The sequence below is a fragment of the Methylomagnum ishizawai genome, from assembly GCF_900155475.1.
GTDB classification, from domain to species: Bacteria; Pseudomonadota; Gammaproteobacteria; order Methylococcales; family Methylococcaceae; genus Methylomagnum; species Methylomagnum ishizawai_A.
On sequence record NZ_FXAM01000001.1, the window covers coordinates 2970948 to 2988067 of the forward strand.

14 protein-coding genes are annotated in these 17120 nt (G+C 62.9%); 6 read left to right on the forward strand and 8 right to left on the reverse strand.

From position 1 onward, the window contains the following. Nucleotides 1-122: 122 nt before the first annotated feature. Nucleotides 123-1646 carry a threonine ammonia-lyase, biosynthetic gene (ilvA, locus tag B9N93_RS13115; RefSeq protein ID WP_085214344.1) on the reverse strand — a complete coding sequence of 508 codons (1524 nt, stop codon included), beginning with the start codon at nucleotides 1644-1646 and terminating at the stop codon, nucleotides 123-125. A gap of 83 nt (nucleotides 1647-1729) precedes the next feature. Between ilvA and rpiA the strand changes: the two genes are divergently transcribed. The 3 genes from rpiA to B9N93_RS13130 all read left to right on the forward strand — a co-directional run bounded on the left by rpiA (nucleotide 1730) and on the right by B9N93_RS13130 (nucleotide 6696). Beyond that, nucleotides 1730-2386 carry a ribose-5-phosphate isomerase RpiA gene (gene rpiA, locus B9N93_RS13120; protein ID WP_085216274.1) on the forward strand — a complete coding sequence of 219 codons (657 nt, stop codon included), beginning with the start codon at nucleotides 1730-1732 and terminating at the stop codon, nucleotides 2384-2386. Between the two features lie 120 nt (nucleotides 2387-2506). Next, complete coding sequence (locus tag B9N93_RS13125) at nucleotides 2507-6121, forward strand: NACHT domain-containing protein (protein WP_085214346.1); 3615 nt, start codon at nucleotides 2507-2509, stop codon at nucleotides 6119-6121. 47 nt (nucleotides 6122-6168) lie between these two features. Further along, the gene (locus B9N93_RS13130) at nucleotides 6169-6696 is read left to right on the forward strand and encodes a metal-dependent hydrolase (protein ID WP_085214348.1); all 528 of its coding nucleotides are present in this window, start codon (nucleotides 6169-6171) and stop codon (nucleotides 6694-6696) included. A gap of 111 nt (nucleotides 6697-6807) precedes the next feature. Here B9N93_RS13130 and B9N93_RS13135 read toward each other — a convergent pair whose 3' ends face one another. The 6 genes from B9N93_RS13135 to B9N93_RS13160 form a co-directional block, all read right to left on the reverse strand. Beyond that, entirely contained in the window at nucleotides 6808-7431 is a 624-nt protein-coding gene (locus B9N93_RS13135; protein WP_085214350.1) for a glutathione S-transferase family protein, read from the reverse strand. Between the two features lie 100 nt (nucleotides 7432-7531). After that, nucleotides 7532-8146: a TetR/AcrR family transcriptional regulator gene (locus tag B9N93_RS13140; protein ID WP_085214352.1), complete on the reverse strand. Its 615-nt coding sequence runs from the start codon at nucleotides 8144-8146 to the stop codon at nucleotides 7532-7534. A 30-nt stretch (nucleotides 8147-8176) separates the two neighbouring features. Further along, complete coding sequence (locus tag B9N93_RS13145) at nucleotides 8177-8758, reverse strand: Uma2 family endonuclease (protein ID WP_085214355.1); 582 nt, start codon at nucleotides 8756-8758, stop codon at nucleotides 8177-8179. A gap of 15 nt (nucleotides 8759-8773) precedes the next feature. Beyond that, nucleotides 8774-9769, reverse strand: a complete 996-nt coding sequence (locus B9N93_RS13150; protein ID WP_085214357.1) for a zinc-dependent alcohol dehydrogenase family protein — start codon at nucleotides 9767-9769, stop codon at nucleotides 8774-8776. A gap of 4 nt (nucleotides 9770-9773) precedes the next feature. Beyond that, nucleotides 9774-10325 carry a C40 family peptidase gene (locus B9N93_RS13155; protein WP_085214359.1) on the reverse strand — a complete coding sequence of 184 codons (552 nt, stop codon included), beginning with the start codon at nucleotides 10323-10325 and terminating at the stop codon, nucleotides 9774-9776. A 44-nt stretch (nucleotides 10326-10369) separates the two neighbouring features. Further along, on the reverse strand, nucleotides 10370-11575 hold the full coding sequence (locus B9N93_RS13160; RefSeq protein WP_085216275.1) for a type III PLP-dependent enzyme domain-containing protein: 1206 nt from the start codon (nucleotides 11573-11575) through the stop codon (nucleotides 10370-10372). Between the two features lie 203 nt (nucleotides 11576-11778). On the opposite strand from B9N93_RS13160, the gene B9N93_RS13165 reads away from it, so the two are divergent. From B9N93_RS13165 to B9N93_RS13180, 3 genes are all read left to right on the forward strand, one after another. Next, complete coding sequence (locus B9N93_RS13165; RefSeq protein ID WP_085214361.1) at nucleotides 11779-14133, forward strand: DUF1631 domain-containing protein; 2355 nt, start codon at nucleotides 11779-11781, stop codon at nucleotides 14131-14133. Between the two features lie 436 nt (nucleotides 14134-14569). Further along, nucleotides 14570-15454 (forward strand): hypothetical protein, encoded by an 885-nt coding sequence (locus B9N93_RS13175; protein WP_085214365.1) that lies wholly within the window; start codon nucleotides 14570-14572, stop codon nucleotides 15452-15454. A 33-nt stretch (nucleotides 15455-15487) separates the two neighbouring features. Next, nucleotides 15488-16588 carry a hypothetical protein gene (locus tag B9N93_RS13180; RefSeq protein WP_085214367.1) on the forward strand — a complete coding sequence of 367 codons (1101 nt, stop codon included), beginning with the start codon at nucleotides 15488-15490 and terminating at the stop codon, nucleotides 16586-16588. Nucleotides 16589-16654: 66 nt separating this feature from the next. On the opposite strand, the gene lspA is transcribed toward B9N93_RS13180, so the two are convergent. Next, nucleotides 16655-17119 (reverse strand): signal peptidase II, encoded by a 465-nt coding sequence (lspA, locus tag B9N93_RS13185; protein WP_176225369.1) that lies wholly within the window; start codon nucleotides 17117-17119, stop codon nucleotides 16655-16657. Nucleotide 17120 lies beyond the last annotated feature (1 nt).

Below are 17120 nucleotides of genomic sequence, written 5' to 3' on the forward strand. Positions count from 1 at the left end.
TGGGGTGGGAAAGCCAGCGCGACCCGGCCTCGAGCGGCCATCGTTATGATGCCCGGCCTTAACGCGCCGCAAACAACGCCGTCAATTGGCGGACGAACTGTAGCCCGCGCTTAAAACCGACCTCACCCCCGCTCGCTCGCCCCCGCGAACAAGCGATAGGCCGGATTCTGCGTCTCCTCCCGATAGGCGAAACCCACGGTATCAAGGAATTGCCGGAAGATTTTGCGCTCAGCCTTGGGCACCTGGATGCCCATCAACACCCGCCCGAACGCCGCGCCATGGTTGCGGTAATGGAACAGGCTGATATTCCAGCGCCCGCTCATCGCCTCCAGGAACTTCAGCAAGGCACCGGGCCGCTCGGGAAACTCGAAGCTGTAGACGACCTCGTGCAATAGCTTGGGCGCGTGTCCGCCGACCATGTAGCGGATATGCTCGACCGCCGCCTCGTTGCCCGCCAAATCCAGCACTTGATAGCCCCGCTCCCGCAACTGGGCGAGTAACTCCCGGCCATCGCCGCCGCCGGTCCTGACGCCCACGAACAAATGCGCGGCGCTGTCATCGGAATAGCGGTAGTTGAACTCGGTGACGCCACGCCGCCCCAACACCCGGCAGAATTCCAGGAAACTGCCGGGCCGCTCGGGCGTGGTCACGGCCATCAGCAATTCGCGCTGTTCGCCCACCTCGGCCCGCTCGGCGACATGGCGCAGGCGGTCGAAATTGACATTCGCGCCGCTCTCGATGGCGATCAGGGTTTGGCCCTGGAGGCCGGTAGTTTCGGCGTATTTCTTGGCCCCGGCCACGCCCAAAGCCCCGGCGGGTTCGGCCACCGAACGGGTGTCGTCGAAAATATCCTTGATGGCCGCGCAAATCTCATCGGTGTTGACCGTGACCACTTCGTCCACGTACTGATGGGCGATATGGAACGGCTCCCGCCCCACCTGCTTCACCGCCACCCCGTCGGCGAACAAGCCCACCTGTTTCAGCACCACCCGCCGTTCGGCTTTCAGGGCGCGGCGCAAGCCATCGGCATCGTCCGGTTCCACGCCGATGATCTTGATGTCGGGCCGCACGAATTTGACATAGGCCGCGATCCCGGCGATCAAGCCACCACCGCCCACGGGGACGAAAATGGCGTGGATATCGCCCTGGTGCTGGCGCAGGATTTCCACGCCGACAGTGGCCTGCCCCGCGATGACCTCCGGGTCGTCGTAGGGGTGGACGAAGGTCAGGTTTTGCTCGTCGGCGAGGCGCAGGGCGTGTTCGTAGGCTTCGTCGTAGGCGTCGCCGTGCAGCACGGTTTCGCCACCGAGGTTCCGCACCGCGTCCACCTTGATGGCGGGCGTGGTGCAGGGCATCACGATCAAGGCGCGGATGCCGAGTTTTTGGGCCGAGAGCGCCACGCCCTGGGCGTGGTTCCCTGCGGATGCGGCGATCACCCCGGCTTGCCGCGCTGCCTCGGACAGCCCGGCGATCTTGTTGTAGGCACCGCGCAGCTTGAAGGAAAATACCGGTTGCAGGTCTTCCCGCTTGATGAGGATGCGGTTGCCGAAACGGCGGCTGAGTCCTGGCGCGGCATCCAAGGGGGTTTCGACGGCCACGTCGTAGACCCGTGCGCGCAGGATGCGCTTGATATATTTGTGCAGCATCAAAATCTTAAAATTCCAAAAAAACCGGAAACAAGCCGGTATTATCCCCGAATCGACCCGTTAACCCCATGTTGGAGAGCAAAATGACCCAAGACCAGTTGAAGAGAAAAGTGGCGGAAGCTTCCTTGGAATATATCAAGGGCTATTCGGTGCTGGGGATCGGCACCGGCTCGACCGTGAACCACTTGATCGATTGCCTCGCCGACATCAAGCACGACATCGAAGCCACGGTCTCCAGTTCGGTCAACAGCACGGAGCGCCTGAAGAAACTGGGCATCCCGGTGCTGGACCTGAACGAGGTCGGTACGCTCGACATCTACCTGGACGGCGCGGACGAGATCAACCCGCACAAGCAGCTCATCAAGGGCGGCGGCGCGGCCTTGACCCGCGAGAAGATCATCGCCGCCGCCAGCCGTAAGTTCATCTGCATCGCCGACGACAGTAAGTGCGTGGATGTCTTGGGCAAATTCCCGCTGCCGGTCGAAGTCATCCCGATGGCGCGAAGCTATGTGGCCCGCGAACTGGTGAAGCTCGGCGGCCAGCCGGTCTACCGCGAACATTGCGTGACCGACAACGGCGGCCACATCCTCGATGTGCATAACCTCTCCATCGTCGATCCCATCGCCTTGGAGAAAGCAATCAACAACATCGTGGGCGTGATTACTTGCGGGATTTTCGCGATGCGGCCCGCCGATATGGTGTTGTTGGCGACGGCGGATGGGGTGAGAAAGATCGATTGATGATACCCCGGTGGATGGAACCTCCCTTCCATCCACCCAACAACACGATGTCCCGTAAGCCTCAGCTCCCTTCCCCCACCATTCGGCGAATCCGGCCCGGATGGATTATCTAAAAACAACATGTCGCCATGGACCCCCGCCTCCTTCTCCGAGGAATACGCCGACGCGGCCAAGCCCAAAGATGACTTCCAGCGCTTCGTGGCCGAATTATTTTGGGATGACTATCCCGGCCTCGTGGCCTATCAAACCGGCGGGCGCGATGGCGGCATCGACTTGTTCCAGCCCGATCAAGGCGTGGTTTTCGAGTGCAAATTCACCAGCGAGCGGGGATTCGACGCGGCGTTGAAACGCTGGAAGGAAGTCAAGCGGCATTTCGACACCCACCTCACGGCCAACGGTCCCGGCCAAAGCCAATACGCACCCTGGTTCAGTCCAACCCCGCGCATCACCACCTACCTGTTCTGCCTTAGCCATGAGTTGGAAAACGACAGTCGGCGGCAGGAATTGGAACGGGAAATCCGCTCGGCCTTCGTCGCCTTGTCTGCCCGCGCTGCCTCGCTCGGCCATTTGTCCGCGATCCGGGTCGAAATCTGGTGTTGGGATAGGCTCTGGCCGAAATTGCAACAGCGACCCGAACTGCTGTTGCGCTGGTTCCCCAAGCTGAAGCCGCCGGGCCTCGACCCGCTGGACCCCGATGAACCGCTGAAAAACAATTTCCGCGACTATCTGAACCCGTTGCGCTTGAGTTTCATGCCTTTGCCGGAACTGGCCGTGGCCGACATCCTGGCGGTCATCGATAGCGAATTCACCGGCTTGGTGTTGCACGGGAAAGGTGGCATAGGCAAAACCCGGCTGATGCGCGAAGTCGGCTTGCATGCGCTACGGGAAGGTTGGGCGGTGCTTTTGGTCAATGTCCGGCTGTGCAAAACCGAGAGCATCGCCCAATTGACCCAGCGCTTGGCGGGGGCGCGGATATTGTTGTTGTTGGATTATCTGGAAAGCTGTCCGGGCTTCGACGAACTGGCCGCGCAGATCGACGAATGCAATGCACGGGGTGGGCATTTGCGCCTGCTCGCCACTTGCCGGGATAGTTATTTCGCCCAGTCGCCCCCGGAAACCCTGGGCGAGCGCAACCTGGACGCCCTCCCCCATGAAGCCGTGATCACGCATATCCTGGAACCCGTGCCGGAAGCGGAGCGGCTGCGGACGATTTGCGGCGGGATTCCGATTTTCGCGGTCTTCGTGCGCTATTTGCACGACCACAAACAAACCGACAGCCTGCGTGAATTATTGGCCGATGGCGATTTCAAGCAGTGGTGGAAGAAGCGCCTGCCTACCGCCAGTACCTTAGCGACCGGGGCCGCCAAGCCAAGCAGCCGTTTGTTCGCCGCCTATCCTTGCGCCGACCCGGCCCTGGACGCCTTGGAGCAACGTTGCCCGCCGACCGGCGAATTGCATAGGGCGCTGTGCCAGGATGGTTGGGTTTATCAGGACGAGGGCAGCGGCCTGTGGAATCTGGCGCACGACCTCCTAGCCGACCGTAGCTTGCTCGACGAACTGCTTCACGCCACGACCCGCCGCCGCGCCTTGCGGCAAATCTTGGACGATGCCGAGACTTGCGATTTCCGCGATAGCGCCCTCCAAGCCTTGAGCCGCATCGCCGCCGAATTGCCCGATACGCCTTGGTTCGCTTTGTTCCAAGAGCGCCCGGAGCAGTGGAAACCGTGTATCGCCGCCTTGCTGGTCAGTGTTTTGTTCAGTCCGGCGGAAAAGCTGCGATTGCTGGAAGCCCAGGCCGAGGATCGGGAGCGCTTGGCCGCCGTTCCGGTCATCGCGAACACTTTGGGCTTCATCGCCCGCATTTGCTCGAAGCAACCGGAAGCCAGCGCCGGGATCGATCAAGCGGCATTGCGAGCTTGGCTGGATGCCGCCGTGAGCCAAGACCATCCGTTCAATTTCATGCTGACCCAGGCGGTGTATTTGGATGGCCCGCGCTATCAAGCCGCCGCCCAGGCTTGGCTGGCAGCCCACCCGCCCTCGCTCCAAACTCACTACCTGCTTTGTGCTTGGCTACGGCAAAAGCTTCCCGCTGAGGAAATACTCAGCCATGTACTCGATTGGTTGGACGATTGGTGGAGCAGCCGATGGGCGACTTTCATATTCAAGGCTTGGCTGGACGCCACCCAAGGACAGGCCGAATTTCAGCCCTTGCTGCGAAATCAGGGCGTTATCTATTTCCGTATCAGGGGCTGGCTGAGGCTTGACCACAACCGCATCCGGCCCGAAGCGGAATTCGTCTTCGCATCCTGGCTGGACGCCACCCAGGACCGGGCGCTGGTCCAGGACGCCCTCCGCGACTGGCTGGCCGTGGAAACTAACCGCATCCTCCCCGATGCGGAATTCGTCTTCAAATCCTGGCTGAACGCCACCCAGGACCGGGCGCTGGTCCAGGACGCCCTCCGCGACTGGCTGGCCGTGGAAACCAACCGCATCCTCCCCGAAGCGCGATTCGTCTTCAAATCCTGGCTGGACGCCACCCAGGATCGGACGCTGGTCGAGGCCGCCCTCCGCGACTGGCTGGCCGTGGCAACCAACCGCATCCTCCCCGAAGCGCAATTCGTCTTCAAATCCTGGCTGGACGCCACCCAGGACCGGGTGCTGGTCCAAGACGCCATCCACGACTGGCTGGCCGTGGAAATCAACCGCATCCTCCCCGAAGCGCGATTCGTCTTCAAATCCTGGCTGGACGCCACCCAGGACCGGGTGCTGGTCGAGGCCGCCCTCCGCGACTGGCTGGCCGTGGAAACCAACCGCATCCTCCCAGAAGCGCAATTCGTCTTCAAATCCTGGCTGGACGCCACCCAGGACCGGGCGCTGGTCCAGGACGCCATCTGCGACTGGCTGGCCGTGGAAACCAACCGCCTCGGCATCGAAGCGTCGTTCGTCTTCAAATCCTGGCTGGACGCCGAAGGCGAGCGGGCCTTCATCGAAAGCGAGGCGCTGCATTGGTTGGGACATGGCGAAAATGCTGTCTTATCCGGTGCCGATTTCATATATCGCGCCTGGGGCGGCGCCGAGAAGAAACTACCCGCGCCGATGCTGTCCTATGCCTGTGCTTGGGTACGCGCTCATCAGCACGAAAAAGACGCTGATTTTTGCATCACCCATGTAGCCGAAACCGACCAATTAGATGAGCAAACGGTTCGGGCAATTTTATTTTGGTGCGACTGTTATTTTTCACACCCAGAAGCCATAAATCGCATGGGCCGCTTAGGGAATAACCTGTTGGCGCTCACAGCGAACGAAACCATTACGGTTTGGGAAAAACTGCTGATGTTCCGCTTTATCAAGGCAGACGGCATTCATGAATGGCATGAATTCAAGCGCTTGCAGCGGACCTTCCCGGTTTTATTCCGCTTGGCTCTTCGGGATGGAGACGAAACAAACTTGACCACATTGGTCCGCCTACTCGCTTGGTGCTTGCAGGAAACCGCCTGCTTCGACTCAGACTCGAAGCCGGACAAAGGCGCAGCACGAGATGAAACCTATCCCACCCTCATGGCCCTGCTGCTCCGCCGCATGAAACCGCCAACGCGACCATTGGCGCAAGGCATCCGGGAATGCCTGGCTTGGTTCGATACTTGGACGGCGGAAGAAAAAGCCCAGTATTGCGGCGAGCTGCGGACGGAGTTACAGAACCGGATTGTTAAAGGCTGGCCGCATTCCGAACCATGACCCTAACTTTTGCGCCACCAATCCACACACAAACATCGGACAAAACCATGCCCTTCACCCCCTTCCACCTGGGTCCGGGCCTCGCCCTCAAGGCCGTGGGCGGACGCCATTTCAGCCTGACGCTGTTCGGCGCGGCCCAAGTCGCCATGGACGTGGAACCCCTGTTCCACCTGCTGCGCGGCGACGCCATCCTGCACGGCCCCACCCACAGCTATGCGGGCGCGACCTTGATCGCCTTCGCCACGCTGGCCTTGGGCTGGCCTTTCTGCCGGATGATTTTGGCGGGATGGAATCGGGTCGCCGGATTACGCGGGCTGGGTGGGCTACGGGTAGCCGCGGAGATAGGCCGGATTCCAGCGCTCACCGGCGCATTCCTCGGCACTTATTCGCATGTGTTCCTCGACAGCCTGATGCACGCCGATATGCGGCCCTGGTGGCCGTTCGCCGCCGGGAATGGCCTGCTCCATGCCATTCCGGTGGGCTGGCTACATCTACTTTGCTTGGGTTTGGGCGGGGTGGGCGGGATGGTTCTGGTAGCGGTGTTCGTCTGGCATAAAATCGCCATCGAAGTCTGAGCCGGGTCAATCGTCCGGTTCGCAACGCCTCGTCCCGCTCTGCCTCCAATGCCGCCCAGTCCGGCCCTCCCTGGCAAGCCGCACCGCCTTCCCTGGCGGCGCGGCCCTCCATCAGGCGGCGGGCGGCGCGGTGGCGGCCCAGGCCGGCAAGGCTTGGACCTGGCCGAACCAACGGGCGATGTTGGCATAGCCCTCCAAGGGATATTTCCCCGGCACGGCGTACATCAGCGAAGCGGCCACCGAAACATCCGCCAGGGTGATGCCATCCCCCACCAGCCAGTCGCGCCCGGCCAGATGGCCATCCAGCACCTTGGCGAAACGGTGGAATTTCTCCTCGACCTTGGCCAGTTCCGCCGGGTCCGGCTCGCCCCGGCCCAACATCGGCTTCAGGATGTTTTCATTCACATAGACCATGCAGACCTGCGACCAACTGGAAGACTCCCAGAACAGCCAGCGGGCGATATCGGCCCGGACCTTCACATCGTCCGGGTACAACGCGGTATCGCCCTGCTTCGCGGCGAGGTATTGGAGGATGGCGTTGGATTCCCACAGCGAAAAATCGCCATCCACCAGGGTCGGCACCTTGCCGTGCGGGTTGAGCTTGAGGAATTCGGGCACCTGCCCTTTTCCCGCGAACAAATCGACGAACTCGGTTTCCAGTTCCAGGCCCAGCAAATGCGCGACGATCCTGGGTTTACGGGCGAAGGGCGAAGCGGGGTGGAAGTACAGTTTCATACGGATTCCCTCGGTGGATTCAGCGATGGTTGAATGCGAGCGCACGTCCCAGCGGGACGGGGCATATCAGAACATATATTCTGGAATCCGTAAAGCAAAATCAGAACATCCGTTCTGATTCCCGGCCCGCCGGAGAGTCCAGGGTGGACAAAGCTACGCCCACCATATTACCGATGGCCGCAGGTTCGACCCCGGCGCGGGCCATCATCGGCAAGGCGTGCATGACGCCGAACAGGAAATCGGCCTCGCGCTCCACATCGTAGCCGGGCGGCAGTTCGCCGCGCCGCACGGCGTTGTCCAGCATCCGCCGCAACCCCGCCCGCAGGCGCTCGCGGGCGGCGATGACGGTCGCCGCCACCGCCTCGTCGCATTGCCCCAATTCGTGCATGGAATTGAAGATCAAGCAGCCCAATGGGCTGCCCGGTTGGCTCATGAAGCAGCGCAAGGTATCGAACAGGACTTTGACCGCGTCGAGTCCGGCGTCGGGCGGTTCGATGATGTCCAGCAAGGGCCGGAGGATGGTGGCGCGGTAATGTTCCAAGGCGGCGTGGAACAAGCCGCTCTTGCCGCCGAATTCGCCATAGAGCCCATAGCGGCTAACCCCGGTGGCATTCACCAAGTCCTCGATGGAAGTGCCGCCATAGCCCTTTTCCCAAAATACCCGCATCGCCTTGTCCAGGGCCGTGTCGGGGCAGAATTCCCGGCTACGCGCCATCTCCCCTCCCCCGCCGTCTCATATCCGGCTTCATGCTTGGAACAACCCCGCCACGTCCAGCGCGGCCTCGGGAAAGGCGATGGGGGTCAAACGGCCCGCCGTCAACTTCTGGATTTGGCGATAAACCCCGTCCTCGGGCTGGGCATAGACCTCGACGCAGCGGGCGGGGATATCGACCAGCCAGTATTCCGGGATGGCGTGCCTAGCGTAGAGCGGGGCTTTGATTTCGCGGTCGGTGCGGACGCTGGTATCGGCGATTTCGACCACCAGCAGCACATCGGCGGCGGTGGGCAGGGCGGTTTTGTAAAAATCGGCGCGGAATCTCAACAAGGCGAAATCCGGCTGCGGCGCGGAATAGCGCGACAAGCGGATGGGATATTGCACCCAGCCTATCGCCCGGCCCAATAGCTGGTTCATCAACCGGGCCGGGATTTCACTGCCCACGCCCGCATGGAAACACCCTATCGGCGACATCTCGATCACCTCCCCCTCGATCAACTCCACCCGGTCTTCGAGACCGAAAATCCCCGCCTCGCCCATACGGTAATAATCATCGACCGTGAGCTTGTAATGCGGTGCCGGGACCGGCGGATTATTCATGACGGCGGCCATGGGCCTTTCCTCCGTTCAATCGATTTTCAAGACCAGCTTGCCCAGGGTATGCCCGGTTTCGAGCTGGGTATGGGCGGCGGCGGCTTGTTCCAAGGGCAGGGTCTGGCTGACGTGCAGTTTCAATTGGCCCTGGTTCATCCACTCGGCGTAGCGCTCCAGGATTTCGGCGTGATGGGCGCGGGCGGCGGGCAAATCGCGCAGCATCGGGGTCAGCATCAACTCGAAGCCGATGCGGAGATTGCGCAGCCGGGCCTCCTTGAACGAGAACTCGCCCGGATCGAGCAGGGTCACGAGATCGCCGAAATGGGCGGTGCATTCGACGCTGCGCCGGAACACTTCCGCGCCCACCGTATCGACCACCAGATCGGCCCCGGCCCCGCCGGTCAGCCGGTTGGTTTCGGCCACGAAATCCTGTTCGCGGTAATCGATGACCTCGTCGGCACCGCATGCCTTGGCGAAGGCGGCATTCTCCGCCGATCCCACCGTGGTCAGCGCCCGCGCCCCTTTGAGCTTGGCCAATTGCAGGGCCACATGCCCCACCCCGCCCGCGCCGCCGTGGATCAGCACCGTCTGTCCCGCTTGCAAGCGGCCCCGGTCGTACAACATGCCCCAGGCCGTGATCAGCACCAGCGGACCCGCCGCCGCTTGCACGAAATCCAAGGCCCTGGGCATCGCCGCCGCCCAGCGCTGATCCAGCACGGTGTATTCGGCGTAATTGCCCGGTTCCGCGCCCAGCCCGCCGTGGCAGAACCACACCCGGTCGCCGCGCTGGAAACGGGTGGCTTCGGCCCCGGTCTCGACCACTACGCCCGCGCCGTCGCAGCCCAGCACGGCGGGCAGCGCGTCGGGATAGAACAACCCGCCCCGGCGCAGTTTGGTATCGATGGGATTGACCCCGGCGGCATGGAGCTTGACCTTGATCTGGGTGGACGTGGCGATGGCGGGTTCGGGAATGTCCCGCAGGACCAGCACCTCGGGTCCGCCGACGGCGGTCATCACGATGGCTTTCATGGTGTTATCTCCTTGGATTGTTCGAGCGGCGATCCCGGCCCAACGGCGCGGCGGAATCCAGCCAGCGCTCCAACTGGCCGGGCCGCCGGATGCCCAGCAGATGCTCCCACCAGTAGGGCTTGTCCAGGCTGGAAACGATCACCCCGCCCTTGGCGCTGCTGGAATGCACGAAGGCGTTATGGCCGATATAGATGCCGACATGGGAATAGGGTTCGCCCGTGGTGTTGAAGAACAACAAATCGCCGGGCCGCTTGTCGCGCCGGTCCAAAGGCGGCAGGGCTTCGGCCATTTGGCGGGCGGTGCGCGGCAGGCGGACGCCATGGCGGCGGTAGACATGCTGCACGAAGCCACTGCAATCGAAACCGCCCTCCTCCATCGATTCCCCGCCCCAGACATAAGGCGTGCCTTGCAGGCTGAGGGCATAATCGATCACCGGACCCATGTGGGCGCGGCTGGCGGCGGGTCGGGGCGGCGGCGGCTTGGGCGTACTGGCGCAACCGGCCAGCAGCGCGGGCAACAACAACGGCAACAGCAAACGATAGGGTATGGCAGGCATGGTAGTTTGGGCGCAATCAGGAAAAGCGACACGGCGGCTTAAAGTTAAATGTCCGGCCCGCTCCCGTCCAGCGGCGCGGCCTCGTCGGCGGCCCACAACCGCCGGTAGTCTCCGTAACCATAGCGCTTCGCCAGCCGCAGGCTGCCGTCCGCTCCGCGCAGATAGAGCGCGGGCAGATCGTAGCCATTGAAGCGGCTGGCCTTGACCAGGGCGTAAGCCCCGACGTTCTCGAACACCACGGCGTCGCCCACTTGCACAGGCCGGTCGAAGCGGTATTCCCCGAACACATCCCCCGCCAGGCAGGTACAACCCACCAACAGGCAGGCATGCCCGCCGTCCGGGCGGTGTTCCCGCAGGACGGGGGCTTTTTGGTACTCGAACACCTCGGGCAGGTGGTGGACGCCGGTATCCAGCACCGCCACCGCCTTGCCCCCGCGCTCGAAGCGGTCGATCACGCGGGTGGCCAGACTCCCGGCCCGCCCGACGACGGCCTTGCCCGGCTCGAAAAACACGTCGAGATCGTGGCGGCGCTTGAAGTCGAGGACCACCCCGGCCAAATCCCGCACATCCCGCTCGGTTTCGAGCAGATAGCCACCGCCCAGGTTGATCCAACGCAGCCCATCCAGGCGCGGACCCAGGCCTTGTTCCAAGTGGGCCAGGGTTTCCCGCAATGGCGCGAAGCTTGCTGACTCAAACAAGGTATGGAAATGTAACCCTTCGATCCGGGCGGCGATTCCAGGCTCCCCGGCCAGCGCGGCGGCGAATTCCGCCAAAGGCACGCCCAGCTTGGAATACGGGCGACAAGGGTCGTAACGTGGATCGTCCAGGAAGGAAAGCCCCGGATTGACACGGATTCCGGGCGACACCCGCGCCGGCAGCCCCGGCAGGAACCGCCGCCACTGCTCCAAAGAATTGAAGCTGAGATAATCGCAAACCGACGCGATGCCATCCATGTCCCCGGCGCGGAAACCGGGCGTGGTGATGTGCAATCCGACCCTTCGCGGTGCGGAATGCGCGAACTCGGCGGCCCAGCGGGCCTCGAACAGCGAACTCGCCGAGAATCCATCCACCTCCGGCAGCACGGCCTCCAGCAGCGCCTCCCAGGGCAGCGCCTTGACCGAATACAACAGCCGCGCCCCCGAGCGCCGCCGGACCTCGGCCAACAGGGCGAGCTGGCGGGCGATGCGGGACTCATCGTAGACGAAGGCCGGGGTATATTCGGGGATAAAGTGCGGGATTTGATCGTGCATATCGGGAATAATGCGGTGGGCGTGGATGAAACGCGAGCGCTCCGGCGTTTCCGCCCCCGCGGATTGCAAAGCTACTGACAAGCCCGCGCGCTTGGTCTATAGTTCCGTGACACCTGTCACCGGATGATAAAGGCATAACAAATTAGCGTAAACGCGGCCACCCACGTCCATATCGCGTCGGATCGCAGCGTCGAGGTGTATCAATGTTGACACAAGACCCCAAGATCATCAGCTTCGAAACCGTACAAGCCAAACAAAAAGAAGCACCCAAATTCCCCACCCAGCGCATCGCGGCGGAAATCCGCAATCTACAAGCGAAAATCCTGACCGAACTGCTCCAATACTTCTTCACCGTCATCGACGACGAACTGTTCAAACGCTCGGGTTCGGAATCGGTCCACCAGCAAACCCTCTACTTCGAAACCATGCGCCGGGTCCGGGTGGAATCCGCCACCCTCCAGGCCAATTTCCACGAGCGGGTGGCCCGCCAGCTCGACGAATTCTTCAGGAAAAAACCCGCGCCCGCCAGCGATGGCGGCAACGCCACGCCCGCTCTCGGCGATCTCGGCTTCTCGCTGGTGGAAAACGAGGTGCTGGAAGAGGAAATCGCCCTCACCGCCATGACCGAAAAGGGCAACAACCTGTTCCAAACCCATTTGTTCAGCCTCAACAAGCGCTTCGCCAGCCTGATCGAACGCGAGGAACTCGACAACCAGGACAATCCCCTCGCACCCCGCGCCCTCTGCCATACCTTCGCCGAGGCGTTGAAGCCGCTGACCCTGGACGTCGTGGTCAAGCTCCTGATCTACAAGCTGTTCGACCAAGCCGTGATCGGCGGACTCGGCAAGCTCTACCTGGAATTGAACAACCACCTGGTCAACGAGGGCGTGCTGCCCAACCTGACCCGCAACCCCAAACGCCCCATGATGCCCGGCTCGCCCTACGCACCCCGGCCCGCGCCCGGCGGCGGCCCGGCCCGCGGCCTGGCCGACGAGGGCGTGAACGACAATCCCCAAGCCTACCTGGAAGTATTCCAGAGCATGCAAGCCCTGCTCAACGGCTGGCGCGGCCAAATGGGGATGCCCGGTGGCGATTTCGGCGAAGGCTACCCGCAGGGACCGGCGCTGGACACCGGCGAGGTGGTCAGCGTCCTCAGCATGATGCAAGCCCCGGCCCTGGCGGCGGAGGGGCAATCCGGCACCAGCGCCGAGGAACTGAAGGCCTTCCTGCTCCAGCGCCAAGCCCAGGCCGGCGAGGCCCGGCCCCTGGCCCGCTCGGACGAGGATATCATCGATATGGTGGCCTTGATCTTCGATTTCATCCTGGAGGACCGCAACCTGCCCGACCCGGTCAAGGGCTTGATCGCCCGCCTGCAAATCCCGGTGGTCAAGGTCGCGATGCTGGAGAAATCCTTCTTCGGGCGCAAGAACCATCCGGTGCGGCTACTGCTGAACGCCCTGGCCCAGGGCGGCATCGGCCTGGATTCCAGCGAGAACGTGATCGACACCCCGGTCTACAAGAAGATCGAATCGGTGGTGAACCGCATCCTCGACGAATTCGACCAGAACGTCGGGCTGTTCTCCGACCTCCTCGACGAATTCATGGCCTTCCTGGAAAAGGACGGCCAGCGCAGCCGCATCGCCGAAGAACGCACCCGCCAAGTCACCCAGAGCAAGGAACAGGTCCAACTCGCCAAGCGCAAGATCGCCTACGAAATCGCCTCCCGCCTCGAAGGCAAATCCACCCCGGCGGCGGTGCGCTCCTTCCTCTACAACACCTGGAAGGACGTGATGGTGCTGTCCTACCTGCGGCGCGACAAGCAACCGGGGGATTGGGAAGTCGCACTGGAGGTCATGGACAAGCTGATCTGGAGCGTGGTCCCGCCCGAGGACGCCCAGGCCCGCAAAGCCATCATCCAGACCATCCCCAAGCTCATCAAGGCGATCCGGGCCGGGCTGGAATCGATCTCCCTCGACCCGCAGTCGGTGGCGAACGCGATCAAGGAACTCGAAGCCAGCCACGTCACCTGCCTGTCCAACCCGATGGGCGCGACCGCCACGGAAGGCGACGCCGCCAAGGCCGAGACCGCGTTCCCGGAAGAACCCCAGGTGGAAATCCGCGACCCGGAACTGGCCGAGGCCATCATCCAAATCCGCTCCAACCTGCCGGATATCGAAAACCTCACCCTCCAGGACTTGAGCCGCCCGACGGACGATATCGGCGTGGAAGAGTACGCCCTGTCCGATTTCGTGGTCGAGGACGAATACCTGTTCAAGGCGCGCGAACTCCAGGTGGGCGAATGGGTGGAATTCGACGAGGAAGGCGGGCACAAGAAGCTGCGCGGCAAGCTCTCCTGGAAAAGCCAGGTCACGTCCACCTATGTCTTCGTCAACCGCAAGGGCACGAAGGTGCTGGAAATCCCCCTGGGCGAACTGGCGCGGCGGATGGGCGCCCACCAGGCCAGGGTGATCGAGGACGCCGCCGCGCCGCTGATGGATCGCGCCTTCGGCGCCCTGATGAGCAAGCTACGCACTTCCCCCGCCCCCAAGAGCGCCTGAGCGGGACCGGCCCGCCACCCCTCCCGGCGGCGGGCCATCCCTCCTCAAAAACCGGTGCATAACACCCCAACCTTCCCGGCAATCTCGGTGGATATACGCCGATAAGCCAAACGCCACGGCGCACCCGGTCCCATAGGCCCATGAAACCCGCCCCCGGTACCCTACCACCCCTCAAAACGGGTGCATAACACCCGAATTTCCCCGGCGATCATGGTGGATATGCGCCGATAAGCCAAACGCCACGGTACGTCTAGTATTTTAGACACATCACCCTCCTCCCCAGGGAACATCTTCCCCACCGACAAGCCTTTTTTACAAAGCATCCATATTTTGGCACGGACAATGCCACCGGGTATCGCGGACGGGATGCGGATAAGCATTGCCTGACCTCCGACCCACGACACGGGTCTATGCCATCGGATATCAAGGAGACATTATGAAACACTGCTTGCCTTTCCAAGCCGGGGCCGTGCTAGCGCTGTGCCTGGCCCAGCCCGCGCTGGCCCATGTCCAATACTTGGACCTCGACGCCGCACCGTCCCTGGTCACCACCACCTTCAGCGGCGCCGCCATCACTGACCCCTGCGCCAGCTATTCCAGCGGCTGCCAAAGCGCCAACGACCTGACCGATTTCGGCTGGATCAACGGCACCCTGGCCACCCTGGGCGACAGCCATATGCTGTCGGTCAACGCCAAGTTCTGGAAATTCCACCTGAGCCAGACTTCCACCGTCACCATCACCTTCACCCAAGGGCAGGCCAAACTGGACCCGGCGTTCAGCCTGTATTCCGGGCTGTTGCCGACCGGCTCCCACGACGATACCAGCTACGACTCCCTCAACGGCACCAACACCGTGGACGCCCCGCCCGGCGGCACGCCCTGCAATCCGCATAATGGCTACCGCGACACCACCACCCATTGCGCCACCGGCGGAGTCAACTACTGGGGCCAGTTCGACGCCTTCGCCGATTGGAGCATGGCCAACAACAGCAGCACCTGGGCCAAGATCACCTACGTCACCTCGGTCAGCAACTACGGCAATTCCAACTTCAACGGCCTGACCCCGGGAATCTCCGGCATTTCGCTGCACTACACCGGCAACCAGAACACCACGGCCGACACCGGCGAGAGCGTGACGATCAGCAACCTGCCGGCCGGCGACTACACCATCGCCGGGGCGGGCGAGGTCTGCACCGCCACCCCGACCACCATCCTGGGCAGCACCTACACCAAGCTCACCCAGTACAACAACAACACCGGCATCACCTGCGCCACCGGCAGCCGCTATTACGGCACGGTCACCTACACCCACACCCCTTGATCCCATCCAAAACAATCAATAGAGGTTCCTAGGATGAAACAAAACCAATTGGTCCGCGCCCTGGCCCTGGCCGGCCTGGGCTTCGGCGGCGACGCGGCCCTGGCCCATGTCTGCAACGTCGATATCGGCTCCGGCGAACCCACGCTCTGCGGCGATAGTCCGCAATTCTCGGTCTATACCCCGACCGTGGACAAGCATGGGGCCGTCGTGCTGCCCGCCCTGCCCAATCCGTTCCCGGCGGGCTTCACCGGCGACCCCAACTGCCCCTACGGCGGCACCGACGCCAGCGGCAACGCCTGCGTCTACGGCAAAGCCGGCCTGATCAACTTCAGCGGCTATGGCTGGCTGATGGGCACCACCCCCCTCCTGGGCGATTCCCACAACCTGCACGGCGGCACCTTCTTCACCTTCACCCTGGCCGAATCCCACACCGTCCGCATCACCCTGGCCGGCGACACCTACTTCGGCAACGGGGCGGGACTCGACCCCGCCTTCTCGCTGTACGCGGGCCGCCTGCCGGACGACGCCCACGACGGCGTCGGCTACGATTCCACGGACCCGGTCGATGATAGCTGCGGCCTGCCCATCGCCTCCAAGACCGACCAAGCCCCCGGCGACCCCGGCATCCCCCAATACCTGGTCGATCCCGACACCTGCGTCGCCTCCCCCAATCCGGCGTTCACCGTCAAGGTCCAAAGGCAATACGCCAAACTCTACAGGAGGCCCAACGGTCCCTATCGCGACACCCTCAACTATATCCAGACCGGGGGCTTGGACGAGACCGACAACCCCCTCCACCTGTTCAACGGCCAGTTCAACGCCAAGGGCGGCTGGAGCATGGCCAACGAGGACGCCATCCCCGGCGACCCGAGCCAGACCATGGTCACCAATCCCGACGGCACCCGCGCCACCTATAAGCCCCTGCCCGATGGCTCGCAGGAACTGGTCTGGTCCGAACTACGCTTCATCAAGGCCAAGAACGCCCATACCGGCCCGCAGATGGAAGCGATGACCATCGCCCTACCCGCCGGCCACTACACCGTCGCGGCCTCGGGGGCCAACTGCAACGACCAAAGCATCGCCTGCGTCGCGCCACACTATGGTGGCAAGATCACCTTCAAGATCATCGAATAAGCCTGCCCGGAAACGACAAAGCCGCCCCCGCCCGGCATGGGCGGGGGCGGCTTTTCATCGCCCGCGTCAAGCCGCCGGGCGCGGTCTGAACGAATCGAGCAACAGCAGGGCGACGCCCACGGTGATGGCCGAATCGGCCACATTGAAGGCCGGGAAATGCCATTCCCCGTAAAACACATCCAGGAAATCGATCACATAGCCATAGAGGCTGCGGTCGATCAGATTGCCCAGCGCCCCGCCCAGCACCAAGGCCCAGGCGGCGGCTTCCCAAGCCTTCGATTGATCCAGCTTCGCCAGCCAATAGCAGATGAACCCACTGGCGGCGACGCCCAGGGCGATGAAGAACCAGCGCTGCCAGCCCCCCGCCTGCGCCAGGAAACTGAACGCCGCGCCCTGGTTGCGGAGATAGGTCAGTTGGAAGAACGGCAACAGTTCGATGGATTGGTAAAGCCGCATCGAGCCATCGACCAGCCACTTGGTGGCCTGGTCGAGCGCGATCACCCCGGCGGACAGCCACAGCCAACGCAGCATG